This window comes from Enterococcus sp. DIV1224, assembly GCF_050555455.1.
Taxonomy (GTDB): domain Bacteria; phylum Bacillota; class Bacilli; order Lactobacillales; family Enterococcaceae; genus Enterococcus_B; species Enterococcus_B lactis.
Map to the genome: position 1 here is coordinate 1,205,401 of NZ_CP187859.1, position 22,616 is coordinate 1,228,016.

The following is a 22,616-nucleotide window of genomic DNA, read 5'->3' on the forward strand; positions in this document are numbered from 1 at the left end:
CTTGGAAAATGCTTGGAAAGAGCTTCAACCAAAAAATATTTACCAAGGAAGAAAAGAAGCTCCGCTGAGGGAAGACAGCAAGAACGCGTTGCTGTATCTTTATCAGCCACTGATCGGCGGAGAAGCCTTGAGTATCTATTTCACTCTGTTATCAGAGATCTCGCAAGAATCTGGTGAAGGTCCTGAAGGGATGCATGCAGATTTACTCAGTAGTCTAGGCTGCGGGATCCCTCAATTTTATGATGCAAGAAAAAAGCTGGAAGGAATCGGCTTACTGGATGTTTATTTTAAAGAAGATAGCGATCTGGGGCCTCGTTTTATTTATGAGTTGTTAGAGCCACTCATTCCTAAAGCATTTTTCAAAGATTCTGTTCTGGCATTTCTTCTTTTGGAAAAAGTTGGTGAACGACGATTCCAGAAGCTTACCCAGTTGTTTGAACCTAAAAGGCATACAACAGAGGGATATCAAAAAATCACAAAAAAATTTTTAGATGTTTATCGCTTCAATGAAGCAGTATACGCTGCTAATCAAGAAAACATCGAATCACTGAATAAATCTTTTGAAGAATCTGAGCCAGTAGCATTACTTGAAACAGATTCGACATTCGATTGGCAATTTTTGAATGATTGGCTGGCAAAAAAACATATGACTGTTCTTGATGATTCAATCATCAAACAAGTCGACATGTATCATCAGCTTTATGGATTCGATGAACTAACTCTTGGTGAACTCATCAGTCAATCTTATGATTTTAGTGAACAAAAAGTATCCATGAAGGAGCTGCAAAAAGCTGTTTTGGCAATGCAGAGACGACCAGTGAAGCAAATAAAGGAAACAGTAGCTGTTGCTGAAAACAGCAATGAATCTCCGACGAACGAACATTTGACAAATGCAGCGCTTCAGTTGATAAAAGAAGCACAGAGCATTCCGCCGATGAAATATCTGGAAGCAATCAAGTCAGAAAAAGGCGGATATGTTTCTAAACAAGAAACTTGGTTACTGCAAGACCTTGTTTCTCAATCAGGTCTTTCCAGCAGTGTGATCAATGTTTTGCTGAATTATGTATTGGTGATCAAAAATAATGCTAGCTTAAATGCTAGTTATGTGAATACAGTGGCAAATGAATGGGCACAAAAGAAAATCGCCACAGCAGAAGAAGCGATTCAGCATATTCGGCAAATAAGCAATCAAGCAAAACAATCAAAACAAAAAAAGCAAACAAATTATCCAAACGGCAAGCGAAATGTTCGGCGGGAAAAGCTTCCTGATTGGGTCAACCAGCCAAAAGATGAAAAACAGATCAGTAGTGAGAAAAAAGCAGAGATTGACCGCCGTTTTAAAGAATACCTGGCGAAAAAGGAGGGTGACATCTAATGGAAGACGTAGGCAAAGAATTGAAGAGGATCATCAGCAAACGTAATTATCAAGAAAAATATGCTGAAATGATTGCTGACGTCCTAAATGATACGGATGTTCAAGCTTTTCTAAGTGCACACCAAGAAGAACTGACACAAGCGGATATTGAAAAAAGCTACGCCAAATTGTATGAGTTCGTGCAAGAAAAGCGTAAATATCAAAAAAACGATCCAACGATGATCGCTCCAGGATACGAGCCGAAGTTGACGTTGAATTTTCATTATGTGGATGTCACTTATGTACCAACAGAAGCATTGTTAGCTCGGCAAAGACAAGAAGAAATTAGAAGCCGAGTAAAAGCAATGGATATGCCAAAAGATATTCAATCAGCATCTTTTGAAAACTTTGAGCGTACAGATGGACGAGGATATGCAAGCTTGGAAGCCCTAGATTTCGTAGAGAAATATACTGCAGATCCAAAAGGGTATCATAAAGGTCTTTATTTGGTGGGGAGTTTTGGTATTGGAAAAACATACTTATTAGGAGCAACAGCGAGAGAACTAGCGATTGCTGGATTCACCACGACATTAGTCCACTTTCCGACGTTTGCCGTTGAGATGAAACAGGCAATCGGAAAAGATCAAGTGGCAGAAAAGCTAGATGCAGTGAAGCGTTCCCCCATTTTAATGATTGACGATATTGGTGCAGACGCGATGAGCAGTTGGATACGGGATGAAGTATTTGGCGTCATCCTTCAATATCGGATGCAGGAACAGCTACCGACCTTCTTCTCATCAAATTTCACAATGGATGAATTGGAACAGCATTTGTCCGTCACTCAACGTGGAGATGAAGAGCCGCTGAAAGCAAAACGCATAATGGAACGCATACGTTATTTGACAAAAGAAATCGAAATGACTGGTCGCAACCGCCGCAATGGTTGAACAGTTGATAAGTCCAACTGATATTTGACCAAGGAGTAAAAGCAGGTCAGCGAATCTTTACATGGACAGAAATGACCGGAGACAATCACCGCAACAAGTAATGCAAAAACTTAAACGGAGGATTTTTTATGAGGGCTATTTTTTCTAGTATATATGTAGTTGGTCTATTTTTTATTTTAGCAGGATGCGGTAGTGCAGACAGCAACACAGGTTCTCTTGATTCGATTGATGCGGGTCAAACAATAAAAACAAGCAGTACGAAAACGGAGGGACAAAGCATATTTGTAGGAACGATTGAAAGCATCACTCAAGTAGAAGCGGAAGAAGAAACGATTCAACTGAAACTCGTCGATGTCATGGCCAAAGAAGATCCAGCGAATATGGGGACATCATTCAGCAATGACGGAGTGATTTTGAATGCTACTGCTGAAAAAATAAGCGTGGACATAGATGAACTGAAAATCGGTGACAAAGTCCAATTTACATTAGTTGAGATGCCGATCATGACGATGTCTATCCCACCACAAGTGCCTGGAGATTCGATCATTGATATTTCATTGAACAAATAATTAACAACATTTTTCAAAAATAAGAAAATGTTGTTTTATAGAACAAAAAGGTATAATTTTTAAGGAGATCTGGGAATTTTTTTATTCCTAGTCTCCTTATTTTATATGGAAAATGCTATAATTACCTAGAAGGAGTGAAGCTATGAACCATTTAGATTTATCTCAGCGCTTAGCGGCAGTTGGTGAATTTGTTCCTGAATCTGCTCGTTTAGCAGACATTGGATCAGATCACGCATACTTACCTGTTGCATTGATGCTAAAAGGAAAAATCAAATATGCAGTTGCAGGTGAAGTCGTTCAAGGTCCTTATGAATCAGCACGTAAGCAAGTCCAAAAAGATGGATTGGAAGACCGTATCACTGTACGTCTTGCAAATGGTCTAGATGCGATCCAACCGCAAGATGCTATAACGGCTGTCACGATCGCGGGTATGGGAGGTTCGCTGATCCGAGAGATCCTAGAAGCTGGCAAGTTGCATCAACGCCTAAGTGGACAAGAACGTTTGATCCTTCAGCCAAATATCGGAGAGCGTACGTTACGATCATGGCTGCAAGAAAATCAATACAAAATCCAATCAGAAAAAATACTTGAAGAAAACAAAAAAATATATGAAATTATTGTAGCCGAAAAAGAACAAAAACCAGTTACTTACAACGAAATGGAGCTGATGTTCGGACCATTTCTGCTCGAAGAGAAAAGTGAGATCTTCAAATCAAAATGGACAAGAGAGCTTCAACAAAGAAAAGCTATCCGTGAACAGCTCAAACAAGCAGCTAATCAAGAGGCACGTCAAAAACAAATCGAACAGGAAATCCAAATGATTGAGGAGGTTTTAGAGATATGACAATAAGCGGACGTACCTTCATCCAAAAGTTTGAGAGCTATTGTCCTCAATGGCTAGCTGAAGAAGGAGACCCAGTCGGACTGCATATTGGAACATTAGATAAACCGATTCAACGGGTAATGATGACATTAGATGTTCGCCCAGAAGTGGTCGAAGAAGCAATCGAGAAAAAAATCGATCTGCTGATTGCTAAACATCCCCCAATCTTTCGCCCTGTAAAACGGCTGACTACTGATCAGCCGCAAGAAAAAATGTATGCAGATCTGTTGAAACATGATATTGCCGTTTATGCGGCACACACGAATATGGATATTATTTGGGACGGACTGAATGACTGGTTTTGCGAACTGCTTGGTATTGAAGTGGAGAGTCATTTAGTGAAGACTCATGAAATCCATTATAAAAAACTGGCGGTTTATGTACCTGTGGATCATGCACAGAAAATGCGGGAAGCATTAGCTGCAGCTGGTGCTGGTACGCAAGGCGATTATACCGGTACAAGTTTTACCTCGATTGGACACGGTCGATTTACTCCGAATGTTGGTGCACAACCAGCGATTGGGAAAGTAGGGAAGGCAGAACAAGTCCAAGAAGCAAAAGTCGAGGTTATTTTGCCCGAAACAATCGAAAAACAAGTGATTGATGCCATGCAATCGGTTCATCCTTATGAAGAACCTGCGTACGATCTTTTCGCAATTGATGAACCAGTCGAAAAGTTTGGGCTAGGTCGAATAGGTGAATTACCGCAAGAAATCCCCTTAGAAACATTTGTGGAACAAGTAAAAAAAGTTTTCCAATTAGAAGGACTGAGAATCGTTCAGCCTCAAAAAACAAAATCATCCATCAAGCGTATTGCGATTTGCGGTGGAAGCGGCGAAAAATTTTATCCGCAAGCAATCGCTCAAAGAGCAGACGTCTATATCACCGGAGACATCTATTATCATACGGCTCATGATATGCAAAGCGCCGGGTTGATTGCAATTGATCCCGGACATTATATTGAATCGTTATGTAAGGAACGGTTCATCGAGAAATTTGAGACTTGGAAACAAGAAGAAAATTGGGATATTGACTTTTTCGTTTCTGAAACGAATACAAACCCATTTCAATTTAATTAAAGGAGAGAATACTATGTACGAAAATCTTTTGCCACGTTTTTTACGGTATGTCAAAACAGAAACACGCTCCGATGCAACAAGCAAAACGACCCCATCGACTCAGACACAAGTTGCTTTTGCACAAGAATTGAAAAAAGAATTAGAAGAGTTAGGTTTATCAGATGTTTTCTATAATGAAGACAATGGATTCGTTATGGGAACATTACCAAGCAATGTCGATCATGAAGTGCGTTCCATTGGATTTATTTCCCACATGGATACAGCAGACTTTAATGCAGTAGGAGTCAATCCACAAATCATTGAAAACTATGATGGAGAGTCTACGATCGTACTAGATGCGGAAGAACGTTACACGTTGAATACAAAAGATTTCCCAAATTTGAAAAATTATGAAGGCCACACGTTGATCACTACAGATGGCAGTACTTTACTGGGAGCAGATGACAAATCAGGGATTGCGGAAATCATGACTGCAATGGAGATCTTGATCAATAATCCTTCTATCCCTCATGGTACCATCAAAGTAGCTTTTGGACCTGATGAAGAAATCGGTGTCGGAGCGGATAAATTCGATGTTGAGCAATTCAATGTGGATTTTGCTTATACAGTCGACGGCGGTCCTTTAGGTGAATTGCAGTATGAAACATTCAGCGCTGCTCAAGCAAATATCACGATCCAAGGGAAAAATGTACATCCAGGGACGGCAAAAGATACGATGATCAATGCTTTACAGCTGGCCATTGATTTTCATAATCAGCTTCCAGCCGATGAAGTTCCAGAAAAAACAGAAGGATACGAAGGTTTCTTCCATTTGATGGCATTGAATGGGAATCCTGAAGAAGCTTCTATGAGTTATATCATTCGCGATCATGATCGTGAAAAATTCGAAGCACGCAAAGCACAAATCACACATATCCAAGAAGAATTGAATCAACGATTTGATCAAGAACGAATCAAAGTAGATATGTATGATCAATATTACAACATGAAAGAAATCATCGAAAAAGATATGAGCATCGTGGAATTAGCGAAACAAGCAATGATCGAGCTTGGGATCTCTCCAGTGATCGAACCAGTCCGCGGAGGAACAGATGGTTCAAAAATCTCTTACATGGGTATTCCGACGCCAAATCTATTTGCCGGAGGAGAAAATATGCACGGTCGATTCGAATTTGTTTCTTTACAAGTAATGGAAAAAGCAACAGATGTGATTGTTAAAATTGCAGAATTGAACACAAAGAGTTAAAATCGAAAAAGAACAGCTTATGACAAGGCGTTCGTCCGATGATGGAATGTCATCTGTCTAAGGCTAAAGGGCAGGACAATGGAATGGATTGTCCCGCCCTCTTTTTTGAAGAGTAAATAGGAGGTAAAGAATGAAAAAGCTGCTAGTTTTTTATAACAAAAGTTCAGGGAAAGATGAGGGGGAGAAATTAGCACGCTGGTTTCAAGATTATGTAAAAGAAAAGCAACCAGAATTATTTGTAGATTTAGCTGAAACTGGCCCGTCGATTGACCATGCGGATTTAGTCAAGAAAGCAGAAGCTATAGGAGCCGATACTCTAGTGATCATAGGAGGGGACGGAACGATCCATCATATCGTCCAAGCGTTCCAGCAAACGTTATCTCAGTATCGTATCGGATTACTTCCAGGTGGAACAGTCAATAATCTCGCACGTGTCCTTGAGATTCCATTGAAGAAAGAAGAGGCTGCTGACGTGATTCTAGAAAGAAATGTCCGAAAAATAGACTATGGCCAAGTCAATGATGCAGTCATTATCTCTACACTGACAATCGGTATCTTAGCCGATACAGCAGTTTGGATCAGTCAAGAAGAAAAACAGCGTTATGGCTCGTGGATTTTTATCAAGAAATTCTTTAAGTTATTGCTGAAGAAGAAAAAATATCATTTGGATTTAGAAACAGACGAGGAGCATTGGAAAGGAAAATCTCAGTTATTGACAGTCACGATGTCTAACTCCGTGGGCGGCTTTACAAATTTCGACGATTCAGCGACCCCAGATGATGGAAAATTCCATGTAACGATCGTACCTTCCTTAGATATTTTCCGATTTATTTTTTATTTGCCTAGAATCATGAGAGGAAAATACTATACGATACCTGGCATCACTTATTTCACAGCCAAACGCATGAAAATCAAAGCAAAGGAAAAATCTGTTGGCACTCGGACAGATGGAGACACGACAGATGATCTTCCAGTTGAATTATCTGTTGTATCAAAAGGATTAGCAGTTTATTCACCAAAAAAAGAAGAACAAGCTTAGAAATAGTAGTTAATAGAAAGTTGGAAGAAGAATAATGGATGTATTGTTGCACAATCCTTTGTGGTTTTATCTATTCATTGTAAATTTTTATTTATTTTGTCTGATGGGATATGATAAACATCAGGCTCGAAATGGCGGCTGGCGTGTACCTGAAAATAACTTGATATTTGTCAGTCTGTTAGGCGGTGGTTTGGGAGGATTGATTTCTCGGAAAGTTTTTCATCATAAAACAAGGAAAAAAAAGTTTACCGTAGGATTCACTGCGGGTGTGCTTGTTGATTTGATTCTCATTTATTTTTTCCATTAAGGAGCAGGAGATGTCATCTAAAGGAACGAAAATTAAAATCATTCTGAATCTGCTTTTGCTGATTGCGATTTTTGCTATTATTTATTATTTAATCAATCAATCATTTGCAGATATCTTTGCCGAATTAATGTCTACCAGTGTTGTCGTTTTGGCAGCCACTGTTATATTAGGGACAGTTTACCAAATCGCTGAAGGGCGCTCAATCAAAGAAATTGCTGAACCTTTCGCGCCGAATTTTACAACGAAAGATGGGTTCTTGACCTCTAGCTATATTGCGTTTTACCGAATCGTTTCGTTTGGTACAGGAACATTGATCTCGGAAATTTATTTTTATAATAAAAAAGGAATGAAACTGTCTCAGGGAGCAGGAGTGACAGCACTCCATATGATCATGTACAAACTTGCAGTGATTACCTATGCGTTAGCTGGCTTGCTCATCCAATTCTCTCTTTTTTATTCTAATAGTCCGTCAATGATCTGGTTTATTATTGCTGGAATTCTTTTGACGATCGTGATTGTTGCCTTTTTATTGGTAATGTCCATCAGTCTGAATGTCCAAATATTTTTTGTCAGCTTATCGAATAAGTTATTTAAGAGTGAGCGTTTGCGAAAATGGGTGGATACATGTAATCAGCAGATCTACTCTTTAAGGGAAACGGTCCAAACCATTATCCAAGACAGGACTGCGCTATTGCGTATTTATCTATGGAATATGTTGAAACTTGTATTTTGGTATGTACTTCCCTATTTGATTCTGATTGAAAACCATCCTAAAATAGATTTTCTACTGACCATTTCGTTTATCAGCTTTGCAGTAGTGCTTTCAGGGGTTATTCCTACGCCAGCTGGTATTGGCTCCTTTGAATTTGTCTACTTGTTATTGTTTAGACCAGTTGTCGGAACAGTTGACGCAGTTTCTTCGCTTTTGTTGTATCGTTTCAGTTCCTTTATCTTGCCATTTCTCTATGGATTTGTGTATGTGATTGCTGAACGGCGAAGAGTGATCAAAGAAGAAATAATAGAAGTAAAAAAAGAGAATAAAGAAAATCAAGGGTAGGTCTTTTATAAGATCTACCCTTTTTATCAAATCAAAGAAAAACGTTATGGGTAAGATAATTTTACGTTTGTTTTGCTCTTTTTTTGTATGTATACAATCAATTTTGTTTTTTTAAGATTTATATAAGACGAGAAAAAAAGTCAAAAAAACATGTGTATATTTTGACCAAAATTGACCAAAGAGATATAATAGTTTGTGTAAAGATCAAAGAAATAAGTGATCTTACCTTTAATTAGGAGGTATACCTGTATGAATATTGAGAAAATGACTACGACGCTTCAAGAAGCGATTGCTGAAGCTCAACAGAGTGCGGTCACTCGAAAACACCAAGATATCGACATTGCCCATGTATGGAAAATCTTTTTACAACCTAATCATTTTGGTCGAAATTTCTATACGGATGCCGGATTGGATGTCGAATCTTTTGAACATGAAATCGATCGTCTACTGGATGAGTATCCAGTTGTTTCTGGTGGAAACGTCCAATATGGACAAAACCTCAGCCAGAATTTCTTTCGATTATTGAATGAAGCAGACCAAATACGTGAAAGCTTCGGCGACGAGTTTCTTTCAACGGAAGTCGTTATTTTAGCGTTGATGAAATTAAAAAATTATCCGTTAACTGTTTATTTGAATAAAAACGGATTATCTGAAAAAGAATTGCGTAAAAACATCGAAGAGATGAGAGGAGGAGAAAGGGTGACCTCGCAAAACCAAGAAGAACAATACAAAGCATTAGAAAAATACGGCGTTGATTTAGTACAGCAAGTCAAAAGTGGAAAAATGGATCCAATCATCGGTCGTGATGAAGAAATCCGTGATGTCATCCGTATTCTTTCACGAAAAACAAAAAATAATCCTGTTCTGATAGGAGAACCAGGTGTAGGTAAAACGGCGATCGTTGAAGGACTTGCTCAACGTATCGTACGCAAAGATGTGCCTGAAAATTTAAAAGATAAAACGATTTTTTCATTAGATATGGGTGCATTGATCGCTGGAGCAAAATTCCGCGGTGAATTTGAAGAAAGACTAAAAGCGGTCTTGAAAGAAGTCAAAAAAAGTGATGGGCGGATCCTATTGTTCATTGATGAAATTCACAATATCGTAGGAGCAGGAAAAACAGAAGGAAGTATGGATGCCGGAAATCTGTTGAAACCAATGCTTGCTCGCGGTGAATTACATTTGATCGGTGCCACAACTTTAGATGAATACCGTCAATATATGGAAAAAGACAAAGCGTTGGAACGTCGCTTTCAAAAGGTATTAGTCAAAGAACCAACAGTGGAAGATACGATCAGTATTCTGCGTGGATTAAAAGAACGTTTTGAGATCCACCATGGTGTTAACATCCATGACAACGCACTGGTCGCAGCAGCTACTTTATCTGACCGTTATATTACTGATCGATTCTTACCAGACAAAGCAATCGATTTGATCGATGAAGCCAGTGCAACGATTCGGGTAGAAATGAACTCTATGCCAACGGAATTAGATCAAGTGACCAGACGTTTGATGCAGTTGGAAATCGAAGAAGCTGCACTGAAAAAAGAATCAGATGATGCAAGTAAAAAACGACTGAAAAATTTGCAAGAAGAATTAGCTGAACTTCGTGAAGAAGCAAATGCAATGAAGATGCAGTGGGAAACAGAAAAAGAAGAGGTCAATTCTGTTTCAGCAAAACGTGCTGAAATCGATAAAGCAAAACACGAATTAGAAGATGCAGAAAATAACTATGATCTGGAACGCGCTGCTGTATTGCGCCATGGTACGATACCTCAATTAGAAAAAGAATTGAAGGAACTAGAAACCAAAGCAAAAGACAGCGAGATCAAGATGGTTCAAGAGTCCGTTACCGAAAATGAAATTGCTCAAGTCGTTGGCAGATTAACGGGTATCCCCGTAACGAAACTTGTAGAAGGCGAACGAGAAAAACTGATTAAATTGAATGAAACGCTTCACAAACGAGTGATTGGTCAAGATGAAGCAGTTGATGCGGTCAGTGACGCGGTGATTCGTTCACGGGCTGGATTGCAAGACCCAAATCGTCCTCTAGGTTCTTTCCTTTTCCTAGGACCAACTGGTGTCGGAAAAACCGAATTAGCGAAAGCTTTAGCTGAGAACTTGTTTGACTCAGAAGATCATATGGTACGGATCGATATGAGTGAATATATGGAAAAACATGCTGTGTCTCGTCTAGTCGGAGCTCCTCCAGGCTATGTAGGTTACGAAGAAGGTGGACAATTAACGGAAGCTGTCAGACGAAATCCTTATACAATCGTCTTGTTGGATGAAATCGAAAAAGCGCATCCCGATGTCTTCAATATCTTGTTACAAGTCCTAGATGACGGACGCCTAACCGATTCAAAAGGGCGAGTAGTTGATTTCAAAAATACGGTTCTGATCATGACTAGCAATATCGGTTCACAGTTACTGTTGGAAGGTGTGACTGCTGATGGAACGATTCCAGAAGCAGTGGCTGAACAAGTCAACACGCTATTACGTGGAAACTTCAAACCAGAATTCTTGAACCGAATCGACGACACGATTTTATTTACACCATTGAGCCTAGACAACGTGAAAGGAATCGTTGACAAAATGGTGGCGCAATTGGCACAACGTCTGGAACATCAAGAAATCCTACTAACAATCAGTGATGAAGCCAAAACGTGGATCGCTGAAAATGCTTATGAACCAGCATATGGTGCCAGACCATTGAAACGATTTATCACTAAGGAAGTAGAAACACCATTAGCTAAAGAAATCGTTGCAGGGCATGTTATGCCTAAATCAAAAGTAACGATTACTTTACTTGATGGACAACTTCATTTCAAAACAGAAGAGCTAGAAGAAATCGTCTAATCTTCCATTGAGACTATAAAAGAAAAAGGGGTCTGACACAACTACTGTCAGACCTCCTTTTTTTCAAATAAACAGTGTTCCAGAAGTAGCTTTTTCGGATATGAGCCGAAATTTTTTGAGCTGTCCACTTCTGTCACGACCTTTGTTATTAAGTATTTTTCACTTTTTCTAATTTATAACTTTCAAAGTAACGCTCATCTTTTTTACTTTGAGACCAAGCAAACAATCCCATCAAGGCAGCCCCTATCGTATTTGTCAGCAAGTCGCCCATCGTATCCATCAATGCTGCTCGTCCAACAAACAGTGTGCCATCAGAAGCAGCAAAACGTTGAAGATTCATGCCTAAGAACTGGTCGCATAAGAATTCCCAGAACTCCCAAAACACGCCGCAAAGTCCAGCAAACGCAAAGCCGAATAAGAGTAATAACCAAGGACTGGTTTTTGATATCTCCGCATCTTTCATCAAGTAACCAATCAATCCATAGCCAAGAGCTGTCAGAACCATTGGACTCACTGCATGTAAGATTTTGTCCCAAAAAGAGATGATACTAATCAAATGCATCCCTGTACCTAAAAAGACAGAGATAAATAAGAAAAACCAGTAAAACAAAACGATTGCTGCTGGAATTTTAAGTTTGAAAACTGTCAAAATGACTTGTGGCATGAAAATCAATGCAATCCCTAATAAAGATTCCACGATAAATGTGATTCCTTGAGAAGTCGAATACTTTTGGGTGATAAATTCATAAAAATTATAACAGACAACGAATACACCAAAAGCAAGTAAAGCTATTTGAACCTTTTTGATTTCTTTAATCACTGAAAGTCCCTCCATCTAAAAATCTTTTTACTTCTGAAAGCAACTCAGTCTCTGAAGAAACCACTTTTCCGTTCAATTTGATCAGTCCTACTGTATATAAGTTCAGATAGTGAAATTGATTCTCAGCTGTTTCCTGTAGCGCAGCGATTTTTTTCGGGTGGGCTCCACCTTGCTGCCGGGTATCAGTATACAAGCCAATCACTGGGATACCTTTCGCATAAGCCACACCGATTTCTGATGCTACGCCAGCATCAATCGTCAATCCATCTAATAAAGCGATCATCAAATCGCTTTCCAGCACTTTTTCTGTATCTGCAAGAGCAATCATCCGACTGTCTGCATAAGCAGTTTTGTCATTGATTGCTTCATTTTCTTGAGGAAGATAAATTGAAAGTTTAGAAGAGATCGCTCTGACTTCTTTAACTATCTGCTCGTTATATAACAAATCACTTTTAGCAAATATTGGTGCGGCAAAATAAATTTTCATCTAAACATCATCCTTTTTATTAAAAATAATCGCTAAAGTAAGCTTCCATATTTGGAATAATACGCTCTAGTGACTTCAGTGTTTCTTCATCTGTTTCTAACCGTTCGATTCTTGCCAAATAAGAAGCACGTCGATAATTCATCATCAAGCATGTCAATGTTTGGATATTCAATCGAACAGGTTTTCCTATAGGTTCATTCAAGACACGGACTTGTCCTTGTTCATCCCATGTTAAGGCGAAGATGCCATTATTCCAAGGAGCGACAGGATCTTCAATGATGAAATGAAAAGCATCAGCTGTTCCAACAAACGGAAAATGTTGTAGGAATTCTTTTACATCAACGATCCGAGCCATAAAATATGGTTCGATCTGCTCTTTGATCTGACTGTCTTCAATCAAAAAAGCTAAGGGTTCATTTTTGTAAATATCTCCATGTACCCAGTAAATCATGGAAAAATGTGCGGAAATAAAGTTCCATAAGCCATTTCGAGCTTCTTGATCAAGATAGAACATTTCTTTTACGTGAAATATTTCTTCAGCTACCCAGTAGAATAGAACACCTCTTGGTTCATGATTGCTATCGTAGTAGACAGCGGCTGTGCGCTCATCTTCATTTTCGAAACGCCAATATTCTTCCCAATGAAAATTACTGCGGAATAAAGCACCATGGTTTCGTTGGGCAAATTTGTCATAAACGGCAAATACATCTGGATGATCAACTGGTAATCGTTCAACCATCCCACTTACTGGGACTTGTTTAGGTAGCTGTGTATCTCTGATTTTAAAGGAAAGTTTATCAGACATAATCTCCCATCCTTTGCGCCGATAATAGGGGATACTGTAAGGATACAAATAAGAGATCCATTGCTTGTTCTTGCGCATATTATCCAATGCAACGATGATTAAATCTTGCATCAATCCGTGGTTCGCATATTCTGGATAAGTTCCAACTCCAGTCACGCCTCCCATTTTATAACGTGCACCGTGAATATTGACTTCACAAGGATAGATAGCGATTTGAGAGATTAGTTTGTTTTCATGAAACCACCCGAACACTTTTGATACTTCTAAAATCGGTCTTTTGGAACGGATAAAAGCTCGTTTATTCTCAAACCCGCTTTCCTCGATATCTGCTTCAGTCACTTGGAACACATAGGAAAGTAATTCGTTGAACTGATCGATATGTTCTTGAGTGACTGGTTTTAATTCAAGATTTTCTCTAAAATCTTTTTGATCCATTTTTTCATCTCCATTTATTAGCTTGATAACAGTATAGCAAAATTCTACCAAAAAAACTTCTAAAGCTGACTAATTAAAAAGTCTTTAAATTACTGCTTTTCGTTGGTATAATGGAAAGTGCTGATTATATGAAAAGAGGAGACGCTATGGATATAAAGAAAATGAAAGAACGCCAAGAGCAGATTCGTAATTTTTCGATCATTGCTCATATCGACCATGGAAAATCTACATTGGCCGATCGTATTTTAGAAATGACGCACACTGTGACGTCTCGCGAAATGCAAGATCAGCTGTTAGACTCGATGGATTTGGAACGTGAACGTGGAATCACGATTAAATTAAATGCTGTAGAACTCAATTACACAGCGAAAAACGGAGAAACATATATCTTTCACTTGATTGACACTCCAGGGCACGTCGACTTCACCTATGAAGTCTCTCGAAGCCTTGCTGCCTGTGAAGGCGCCGTTTTAGTGGTTGATGCAGCCCAAGGAATCGAAGCACAAACATTGGCCAATGTTTATTTAGCGTTAGACAATGATTTGGAGATCCTGCCAGTCATCAATAAAATCGACCTACCCGCAGCAGATCCCGAACGTGTCCGTCAAGAAATCGAAGACGTAATCGGAATCGATGCTAGTGAAGCTGTATTAGCTAGTGCAAAAGCAGGGATTGGAATTGAAGATATTCTCGAGCAGATTGTGGAATATGTTCCAGCACCAAGTGGAGACTTAGATGCACCGCTAAAAGCTTTGATCTTTGATTCTATTTATGATAGTTACCGCGGTGTTGTTTTAAATGTCCGGATCACGGACGGTATGGTCAAACCCGGAGATAAAATCAAACTGATGAGTAATGGCAAAACATTTGATGTTACAGAAGTCGGGGTCTTCTCGCCAAAAGCAGTTGCTAGAGACTTTTTGATGGTCGGTGATGTTGGTTATATCACAGCAAGTATCAAAACTGTCCAAGATACTCGAGTAGGGGATACAGTAACATTAGCAGACAATCCTGCCGCTGAAGCTTTACCAGGTTACCGAAAAATGAATCCGATGGTTTATTGTGGTCTTTATCCAATTGATACTTCTCGTTACAACGATTTGCGGGAAGCTTTAGAAAAACTGCAATTGAACGATGCTGCTTTACAATTCGAACCAGAAACTTCTCAAGCATTGGGATTTGGGTTCCGCTGCGGATTCTTAGGACTTCTTCATATGGATGTCGTCCAAGAACGTTTGGAACGAGAATTCAATCTAGAATTGATTACGACTGCACCATCCGTTATTTACCATGTTAATAAAACAGATGGTACGACTGCTACAGTTGATAACCCGGCAGATTTTCCTGAACCTGTAACGATCCAAGATGTAGAAGAACCATTTGTCAAAGCACAGATTATGGTGCCCAATGATTTTGTCGGTGCAGTCATGGAACTTTCTCAACGAAAACGTGGAGAATTCATTACGATGGATTATTTAGACGATTACCGAGTAAATGTCGTCTATAATATTCCGCTTTCTGAAATCGTCTTTGACTTTTTTGACAAATTGAAATCAAGTACAAAAGGCTATGCCTCATTGGATTATGAAATGTCTGGTTATCAAAAAAGCAAGTTAGTGAAGATGGACATCTTGCTGAATGGAGAAAAAGTCGATGCATTAAGCTTTATCGTTCACCGAGACTTTGCCTATGAACGTGGAAAAGCAATCGTTGAAAAACTGAAAAAACTAATCCCACGCCAACAATTTGAGGTGCCAATCCAAGCAGCTATTGGACAAAAAATCGTTGCCCGTTCAGACATCAAGGCCTTGCGTAAAAACGTCTTGGCTAAATGTTATGGTGGAGATGTTTCTCGTAAACGTAAACTCTTAGAGAAACAAAAAGAAGGGAAGAAGCGGATGAAACAAATCGGCTCCGTCGAAGTTCCGCAAGAAGCCTTCATGGCCGTTCTGAAAATGGACGAAGAAGAAAGTAAGAAGTAGTAAGAGGTCTATTTGACAATACTGAAAAAAATACCATATTTACATGGGTTTGCCACCGGAATGTCACCGGTGGTTTTTTTGTTGGTAAAATTCTCCATGATATCTACCATTTCAATTCTCATTTTATTTGTAATATGAGAATAGGTGTCCATCTAATCATGTTTTGGATGCCATGGAATCAGAGGATTAGTCGGAAACAACTTTGGATTAGTCAAAAGAATCCATGTATAAACTGAGTGATGTCGCTTAAGTTAGCGCAAAATTCTTAGCTGTTTTAAAAAATAGTTTGGCTATAATCTCTCAAAAAGTGTATTTATTCAAGTAACTTTTTCAGAAAAAATAGACTAGAAACAAAAAAAGCCAGCCCTAAGAGCTGGAAAACTTAATTTTTTGTATTCAGATAAATTAGTATGCAAATAAAAAATACTATCGAAAATACTAAACCAACTAAATAATTGGATAAAAAAAGGGGATCAGTATCTGAATCATCCCAAATCTGAATCATGAAATAGATAAATGGGAGGGATGAGACGATCAGTAAACAATCTTTTTTACGTCATGTTTTTAAACAATGTAGAACAATAATTTTATATGCACAAGTAACCCAGAATAAAATTTTACTAATAAATAACAAAGTTATATCCCCTTTATTTTTTCTCTTTTGCAATATATTTATCTTATCATTATTCATTGATTATGATATGATTTGTCAAATTAAGCTAGAATAAAATGCTTCTTGTACATAGCTCAAAAATATTTCGATTGGTGTTCTGTAATTCAATGATTTTCTTGGAATATGATTACGTTGATTGCTGACACTGGAAATAAATGTCTGATTCACTTCTCTAAAATCCATTGATTTCGGCAGTCCATTACGACGCAGAATCCCGTTAGAATTCTCGTTTAATGGGCGTTGAGAAGGTGTTCCAGGGTCCGCAAAATATATATCAATATCATGTTGGTTACTAATGGCTTTCCAGTTAGAAAATTCTTTTCCACAGTCAAACGTAATAGATTTAAAGAAGTTTTTAGGGAAGCGAGAAAACCATTGATTAAGGGCAGTTTCAATATCTAATGCCTTACGGCCGTTGGGTTTAATCGTGATAATGACTTTAGATAATCTTTCAACTAAAGTAATGACGGCACTTTTATGATGAATGCCAACGATCGTATCACCTTCAAGGTGACCAAACTCAGAATTGAAATCAGGATAATTATCAGGTCGATCATGGATTGAGCGCTGATACTGTTGTTTTCCCCGTTTTTCCTGATGGCCATTGGTTTTTCTTTTACCTTTCATCGGTAGTGTGTCAATATCAAATATTCCTTTAGAAAATAAACGATAAAGTGTTCTCATACCGCATGAAACAAGCCTTTCTTTTCGCCCGATAATGACGTCAGGCGTCCAACCAAGAGTGACTTTCTCTTTAATGTAATCTACTTCATGAGCAGGTAATTGAATGACTTTTCTACCACATTTTTTCTTATTTTCTTTATACTGGTGCCAATAATCAAGAGCAGTCTTGCCTTGCTTGAACTTATTGACTACATTATAAATAGTTTGTATAGCACGTCCCATTCGGTTAGCGATTTCAACCGGCTTATTATGTTGAAGATAATATGATTCTATCATTGTCAGTTCGTCTATGGTAAGATGTTTGTAGGTCATTTATGGTTACACTCCTTTGTTTTCTTTCGTCGGAAATACAATTTGAGTGTACCATAAATGCCTTTTTATTTTACTAACTTAATTTTACAATTAGCGTGAGAAAAAAATGAGATTGAAGGGGGGAATCGGTAATAAAAGACTTATACAAAAATGAAGGGTTGCTTAGATACGTAGATTACTACAGTATAATAAGAACGGTTTCAAGCTATATGATCATTGATACATAAGTTCAGAAAATCGACTTAAAATGTTATTGATTAATGAGAATTGGAAAAACGGCAATGAATAAATCGAGTAAACAAGAATCGAACGTACTGAAGGCAACATTTGAAAAAGAATACGGAGTTTCTACAGAAGAAGTATATAAAGTGGCAAGTCAGGGTGTTGCTATTGCAAGTGAGGTTATTCGTAAGCTTGGATTTCTATATAAAATGATGCTCGTCAATGGGAGGGAGCGGAATGAAAAAAAAGACAGATGTTACGCTAGTAGTCATGGTATAGACGGTTTAATACTAGATATGCCGATAAAGTACCCTAATTAATTCGGATTGAAAGAATGATGAAATGCGATAGACAGCAACGGTTGAAAAATAGTAAGAACAATTATGAAGAGTTGAAATTCACATCCTTGTTTCCTAGTATGTTTTTACTATTTCCGTTGCTGTCTATTAATTTATAAACATCGGAGTTACGCATATTTAAAACACATCAATTACTTATTGTCAAAGATAGATATAATACGCATCAGCTTCCGAAGTAGCAGAATTTACCTTATGGAGTCCTTCTAATTTGATGTGGAGTTCTTTGGCAATTTCTTGAATATATTTGTTAAATATACTATTTTCTAATTTTAAATAATTAGCAATCTCTATAGAAATAACTTTTTTACATTCTTTTCCTATAAACTGAATATTAAACTGTCTTATTACACTGTTTCTATCACTTTCATTAGGAAAGCTACTTATCATCGATACATATTCTTTTATAGATATAAGAGTACTTTTTATCATTTGGAATTCATCCATAATTTCACCTTCTCTAATTATTTTAATTTTAATTTAATTATACATGATACTTTTGTTTCTATCCATTTTTTTGCTGAAGAGAAAATAAGGTAAGGAAAGTTTAGCGACTATCGCTAGGTGAAAAGATAAACAGCTTCTTTTTTATTTTTTAGTTACATAGACATTCAGAAAAAAAGACAATCAACTAGTGATCGTCTTTTAGAAAGTTACCAATCAATTTTATAATATTGCTAGAAAATAAGATAAGAGCAAGACCTAAAATATTTATAAAAAATTGAAATCTAAAAAAATAGCATTAAGGATAACAAGAATCATTTCGATGTATAATAATTAATCATTCTTATAAAGATATCGCAAAACAATGATGAAAAGAATAAGTGATAAAAACAACCCAACTACGTAAAAAAATAATGCTGAAAGCGATTGATAAAATGTATATTTCACTATTTTTATGATAAAAATTGCTGTAGGAAGAAAAGAAAGCATTAATATAACTGTTTTTCTAGAACGTTTAGTGAAGTAAAAAAAAGAGCTGATACCAATACAGACTGGAATCCAAAATAAAAGCATGCTAAATGTGACCACCGTATCATCTCCCATATCGTCTTATGTCAATTAGGATAATAGCACTTTATCAACTAATAACCAAATATTAAGGATAATAGTTCCGAATGGACTACAAACACACCAGAATGGAAAAAGTCAGAAAACCGGAACTAACTGAAATAAAAGCAAAGTTTAAAAAATACGGTGTTCCTACAGAAGCAGTGGATAAAATTGCGAGCAATTGTATTGCCGGCCATCATTCAGGTTGAAAAAGTAAGTAGTTAACGAAGAACAAAAAGAAAGTAGATAGATATGAGATTTTTAATCGGAGATCATACTCGTTCATTAAACAATTGTTGTGATTTTTCTGAAATTTTACATCTTTTAAACCTTATATCGAGTGATTATCCTTGTGTTAGTATTATATCCGTGTTACAGTAAATAAGTAATCTAATTTGAAACGTAATCTGAGCGATATATTCACACTATAAAAACTCCTTTTACCAAGTAATATTAATTGCAATAAAACACGTATTATATACGTATCAGGAGGAAATATATATGAATAAAGGTACAGTAAAATGGTTTAACTCAGATAAAGGTTTTGGTTTCATCACTGGTGAAGATGGAAATGACGTATTCGCTCATTTTTCAGCAATCCAAGGAGAAGGCTTTAAGTCTTTAGATGAAGGCCAAGCAGTTACTTATGATATTGAAGAAGGTCAACGCGGTCTTCAAGCAGTAAATATCGTAAAATAATGTTGAATGTTAACCGCCTCATATGAGGTGGTTTTTTTGTTTATGTTGGTAGAAAAAATCCTTCACTGTAATATTAGGTGAGGGATTTTTTTCGTTCATTGATTAAGTTTAACACTATTGTTTGATTTAGTTTGTTTATTTTCTGTTACTCAGTTTTTACTTGCTTTGATATTTTTTTCTGAAACCGTCAAATCATAAAGAAGATACTTTTCTGAGCAAAGGAATTTACATATTTTACCAAATATGGTTTAATGGTTTAAACATATAAACCAAAGAGGTGAGCTACAATGATTAGACATGATCGTTTAAAAACAGAACTAGAATCATTGAGTGGTTTTTTAGCAGCGTTAGGTGACACAAAAAGACAATTGATCTTGATTAGACTATTAAATGAAAAAAGCTGTCATGGTTTGCAAGTAGGAGAACTAACTGACGATACAGGTTTATCAAGACCAGCAGTATCACACCACTTGAAAATTTTAAAAGACGCCGATTTATTAGAGGTCAGAGAAGAAGGAACTAAAAATTTTTACTATCTAAAACACGAAAATAAAAATATATACAAATTAAGAGATTTTTTGAATGATGTAATAACTGAAATAGAGGAGCTAAAAGACAGTGAAGAAAATTCTGATCGTTGAAACAAACGTCAATCAATATAAAGGAACAAATAAAGCTACTGGGCTTTGGCTAGGAGAAACAGTAGAATTTTTAGCAGAAATCTATAAATATCAGTTTGAAGCTGATTTTGTTAGTCCGTTAGGTGGCTATGTGCCGATTGATCCTAGAAGTATGAAAAATCTAGATTCTGATGTTATGGACATTTATTCTAATGCAACATTTATTGAAAAAGGTTTGAGGAATACGTTGTCTCCTGCAAACGTAAAGAGTGAAGATTATATTGCTATTTACTTTACCGGAGGACATGGTGTGATGTGGGATTTTCCAGAAAATAACGCATTACAAAAAATAGCGAGTGATATTTATGAATCAAATGGCTATGTATTATCTGTGTGCCACGGTATAGCAGGTTTATTGAATATCAGACTTGCTAATAATGACTATTTAATAGCAAATAAAAAATTGACTGGTTTTACTAAAACGGAGGAACGATTAGCGATGAAAAGCAAAGTAGTTCCTTTTGATAATGAAGAGATGACTGTAAAGAGAAAAGGACATTTTGTCAAGAAGCGTTTCTTTAAGAGTCATGTGGTAAAGGATGGACATCTGATTACTGGACAAAACCCGTATTCAACAAGAGAACTAGCACGAACATTCATCAAGGAGGTTATCTAAATGCAAACAGTTATTGGTAGTAATGGCCAAATTGGATACGAATTAGCAAAAGAACTCAATCAAACGTACGGGAAACAGTTGCGCTTAGTTAGTCGAAATCCGAAATCAATCAACGATACAGACGAACTAATCTCAGCGGATATTTTAGATCGTGAGGCAACTATTCGTGCTGTAGCAGGAAGTGAGATTGTTTATTTTGCTGCAGGATTACCGATGGACTCCGAACAGTGGAAAACAAAATTTGAAATCATGTTAGAAAATGTCATACAGGCTTGTAAAGAAACAAAGGCGAAATTAGTTTTTTTCGATAACACTTATATGTACGAAAAAAATGACACGGAACAATTTGAGGATAGCAAATTTATTTATGATGGTATCAAATCCACTGTTCGAGCTAAAATGGCAGATCGGCTAGTGACTGAAATGGAGAATCCTGACATCGATGTGATGATTTGTCGCGCTCCTGAATTTTATGGACCTAATAAGACGCAAAGTATTACAAACAGTTTATTGTTTAACCGAGTGAAAGACGATAAGACTGCTTTGGTACCAATTTCTGATCAAACTTTAAGGACCTTGATTTGGACACCTGATGCTAGTAAAGCCATGGCACTTTTAGCAAATCATCCTGACACTTATAACCAAACTTGGCATCTACCTTGTGATGTAAGTCGAACATATGAAGAGATGATAAAGTTGATGGAAGAAAAGATGTGCAAACCGGTAAAATATAAAGTGATCAAACAATGGATGTTTGATCTTGGTTCTATATTCAATAAAAATATGCAAGAGCTAAAAGAGTTACTACCTAGATATCATTATGATAACAAGTTTAATTCTGATAAATTTAAAAAGAAATTTCCAGATTTAGAAATAACAACATTCTCCAATGCGTTAGACGAATTATTCAAATTAGAAAAGTAATGCTACTCGAGAGAAAAAGCGATAGTTGCCATCCACTAAATATGGAAAGTCAACTATCGCTTTTTCGTTTTATCTCATGACTAGAATAACAGTTGCCAAGTAAAGCCAAACTTGTCAGTCACCCAGCAAACTTCCGTATACTTTTCGTAATTTTTTTCATGCATCATTACGGTTCCGCTATCTTTTAATGTATTAAATGCCTGATCAAATTCTTCCTGATTATCTACTTCAATCAAAATGGTAGATGCCCAGGTGGAGACAGGCGCAGGGAAATCTTTTGACATATCCAAAAATCCAATTACTTGATTGCCTAACTTAAGTTCACCTTCAAGGATAAGATCCGATTCCTCTTTGCTCGCATCCCCATACCGATTCAACTTAGTGATTTGGGAGTTAGGAAAAGCTTTGTGATACCAATTGATTGCTTCTTCTGCTTGACCATTATATGTCAAAAACGGTAATAGTTGCTTCATCTTTTTCCCTCCTGCTTCCTTTTTTGAGATCGATTGCAAAGCGATTGTAACATGG

The 22,616-nt window shown here is 37.2% G+C and carries 24 protein-coding genes; 17 read left to right on the plus strand and 7 right to left on the minus strand.

Annotation, left to right across the window (positions count from 1 at the left end; all coding sequences use genetic code 11):
- Position 1: 1 nt before the first annotated feature.
- The 10 genes from IGK53_RS05830 (at position 2) to clpB (ending at position 11,340) form a co-directional block, all read left to right on the plus strand.
- Positions 2–1,375 carry a replication initiation and membrane attachment family protein gene (locus IGK53_RS05830; protein ID WP_002291965.1) on the plus strand — a complete coding sequence of 458 codons (1,374 nt, stop codon included), beginning with the start codon at positions 2–4 and terminating at the stop codon, positions 1,373–1,375.
- Entirely contained in the window at positions 1,375–2,301 is a 927-nt protein-coding gene (gene dnaI / locus IGK53_RS05835; protein WP_002306563.1) for a primosomal protein DnaI, read from the plus strand. Before IGK53_RS05830 ends, dnaI begins: the two co-directional genes overlap by 1 nt.
- Before the next feature lie 128 nt (positions 2,302–2,429).
- Positions 2,430–2,870: a hypothetical protein gene (locus IGK53_RS05840; protein WP_002291962.1), complete on the plus strand. Its 441-nt coding sequence runs from the start codon at positions 2,430–2,432 to the stop codon at positions 2,868–2,870.
- A gap of 142 nt (positions 2,871–3,012) precedes the next feature.
- Positions 3,013–3,714, plus strand: coding sequence for a tRNA (adenine(22)-N(1))-methyltransferase (locus IGK53_RS05845; RefSeq protein ID WP_002309061.1), 702 nt, complete (start codon positions 3,013–3,015; stop codon positions 3,712–3,714).
- Positions 3,711–4,832 carry a Nif3-like dinuclear metal center hexameric protein gene (locus tag IGK53_RS05850; protein WP_002306565.1) on the plus strand — a complete coding sequence of 374 codons (1,122 nt, stop codon included), beginning with the start codon at positions 3,711–3,713 and terminating at the stop codon, positions 4,830–4,832. The genes IGK53_RS05845 and IGK53_RS05850 overlap by 4 nt, the downstream gene beginning before the upstream one ends.
- Positions 4,833–4,845: 13 nt before the next feature.
- Positions 4,846–6,078 (plus strand): peptidase T, encoded by a 1,233-nt coding sequence (pepT, locus tag IGK53_RS05855; RefSeq protein WP_002291957.1) that lies wholly within the window; start codon positions 4,846–4,848, stop codon positions 6,076–6,078.
- Positions 6,079–6,208: 130 nt separating this feature from the next.
- A complete protein-coding gene (locus IGK53_RS05860) occupies positions 6,209–7,117 on the plus strand; it encodes a diacylglycerol/lipid kinase family protein (protein WP_002329260.1) in 909 nt (302 codons plus the stop codon).
- A gap of 34 nt (positions 7,118–7,151) precedes the next feature.
- Positions 7,152–7,424, plus strand: coding sequence for a DUF1294 domain-containing protein (locus IGK53_RS05865; RefSeq protein ID WP_002306567.1), 273 nt, complete (start codon positions 7,152–7,154; stop codon positions 7,422–7,424).
- Positions 7,425–7,434: 10 nt separating this feature from the next.
- On the plus strand, positions 7,435–8,481 hold the full coding sequence (locus IGK53_RS05870) for a lysylphosphatidylglycerol synthase transmembrane domain-containing protein (protein WP_002306568.1): 1,047 nt from the start codon (positions 7,435–7,437) through the stop codon (positions 8,479–8,481).
- Positions 8,482–8,730: 249 nt separating this feature from the next.
- A complete protein-coding gene (gene clpB, locus IGK53_RS05875; protein ID WP_430605032.1) occupies positions 8,731–11,340 on the plus strand; it encodes an ATP-dependent chaperone ClpB in 2,610 nt (869 codons plus the stop codon).
- Positions 11,341–11,488: 148 nt separating this feature from the next.
- Here the strand turns inward: clpB and IGK53_RS05880 are convergent, their stop codons facing one another.
- From IGK53_RS05880 to IGK53_RS05890, 3 genes are read right to left on the minus strand one after another with little or no spacing between them, the layout of a single operon-like run.
- Entirely contained in the window at positions 11,489–12,175 is a 687-nt protein-coding gene (locus IGK53_RS05880) for a hypothetical protein (protein ID WP_171025413.1), read from the minus strand.
- Positions 12,153–12,647 carry a nucleoside 2-deoxyribosyltransferase gene (locus IGK53_RS05885; protein ID WP_002329258.1) on the minus strand — a complete coding sequence of 165 codons (495 nt, stop codon included), beginning with the start codon at positions 12,645–12,647 and terminating at the stop codon, positions 12,153–12,155. Before IGK53_RS05885 ends, IGK53_RS05880 begins: the two co-directional genes overlap by 23 nt.
- 19 nt (positions 12,648–12,666) lie before the next feature.
- Positions 12,667–13,887: a GNAT family N-acetyltransferase gene (locus IGK53_RS05890; protein WP_002291948.1), complete on the minus strand. Its 1,221-nt coding sequence runs from the start codon at positions 13,885–13,887 to the stop codon at positions 12,667–12,669.
- A gap of 146 nt (positions 13,888–14,033) precedes the next feature.
- Between IGK53_RS05890 and lepA the strand changes: the two genes are divergently transcribed.
- Entirely contained in the window at positions 14,034–15,869 is a 1,836-nt protein-coding gene (gene lepA, locus IGK53_RS05895) for a translation elongation factor 4 (protein ID WP_002291945.1), read from the plus strand.
- A 709-nt stretch (positions 15,870–16,578) separates the two neighbouring features.
- Here the strand turns inward: lepA and IGK53_RS05900 are convergent.
- Positions 16,579–17,538 (minus strand): IS30-like element IS6770 family transposase, encoded by a 960-nt coding sequence (locus IGK53_RS05900; RefSeq protein WP_002329140.1) that lies wholly within the window; start codon positions 17,536–17,538, stop codon positions 16,579–16,581.
- Positions 17,539–17,819: 281 nt separating this feature from the next.
- Here IGK53_RS05900 and IGK53_RS05905 point away from each other — a divergent pair, with 281 nt between their 5' ends.
- Positions 17,820–18,080 carry a hypothetical protein gene (locus IGK53_RS05905; protein WP_002329257.1) on the plus strand — a complete coding sequence of 87 codons (261 nt, stop codon included), beginning with the start codon at positions 17,820–17,822 and terminating at the stop codon, positions 18,078–18,080.
- Positions 18,081–18,260: 180 nt separating this feature from the next.
- Here IGK53_RS05905 and IGK53_RS05910 read toward each other — a convergent pair whose 3' ends face one another.
- Together IGK53_RS05910 and IGK53_RS05915 are read right to left on the minus strand one after the other, a co-directional pair.
- Positions 18,261–18,563, minus strand: coding sequence for a hypothetical protein (locus tag IGK53_RS05910; RefSeq protein ID WP_002306570.1), 303 nt, complete (start codon positions 18,561–18,563; stop codon positions 18,261–18,263).
- Positions 18,564–18,893: 330 nt separating this feature from the next.
- Positions 18,894–19,148 carry a hypothetical protein gene (locus IGK53_RS05915; protein WP_002306574.1) on the minus strand — a complete coding sequence of 85 codons (255 nt, stop codon included), beginning with the start codon at positions 19,146–19,148 and terminating at the stop codon, positions 18,894–18,896.
- An 86-nt stretch (positions 19,149–19,234) separates the two neighbouring features.
- On the opposite strand from IGK53_RS05915, the gene IGK53_RS05920 reads away from it, so the two are divergent.
- From IGK53_RS05920 to IGK53_RS05940, 5 genes are all read left to right on the plus strand, one after another.
- Complete coding sequence (locus tag IGK53_RS05920; RefSeq protein ID WP_002291935.1) at positions 19,235–19,378, plus strand: hypothetical protein; 144 nt, start codon at positions 19,235–19,237, stop codon at positions 19,376–19,378.
- A gap of 292 nt (positions 19,379–19,670) precedes the next feature.
- A complete protein-coding gene (locus IGK53_RS05925; RefSeq protein WP_002291933.1) occupies positions 19,671–19,868 on the plus strand; it encodes a cold-shock protein in 198 nt (65 codons plus the stop codon).
- 287 nt (positions 19,869–20,155) lie between these two features.
- Entirely contained in the window at positions 20,156–20,509 is a 354-nt protein-coding gene (locus tag IGK53_RS05930; RefSeq protein WP_002306577.1) for an ArsR/SmtB family transcription factor, read from the plus strand.
- Complete coding sequence (locus tag IGK53_RS05935; protein ID WP_002329256.1) at positions 20,487–21,164, plus strand: type 1 glutamine amidotransferase domain-containing protein; 678 nt, start codon at positions 20,487–20,489, stop codon at positions 21,162–21,164. The genes IGK53_RS05930 and IGK53_RS05935 overlap by 23 nt, the downstream gene beginning before the upstream one ends.
- On the plus strand, positions 21,165–22,088 hold the full coding sequence (locus tag IGK53_RS05940) for an NAD-dependent epimerase/dehydratase family protein (protein WP_002329255.1): 924 nt from the start codon (positions 21,165–21,167) through the stop codon (positions 22,086–22,088). It begins immediately after the preceding gene.
- A gap of 80 nt (positions 22,089–22,168) precedes the next feature.
- Here the strand turns inward: IGK53_RS05940 and IGK53_RS05945 are convergent, their stop codons facing one another.
- The gene (locus IGK53_RS05945; protein WP_002291926.1) at positions 22,169–22,561 is read right to left on the minus strand and encodes a VOC family protein; all 393 of its coding nucleotides are present in this window, start codon (positions 22,559–22,561) and stop codon (positions 22,169–22,171) included.
- Between the last annotated feature and the right edge of the window lie 55 nt (positions 22,562–22,616).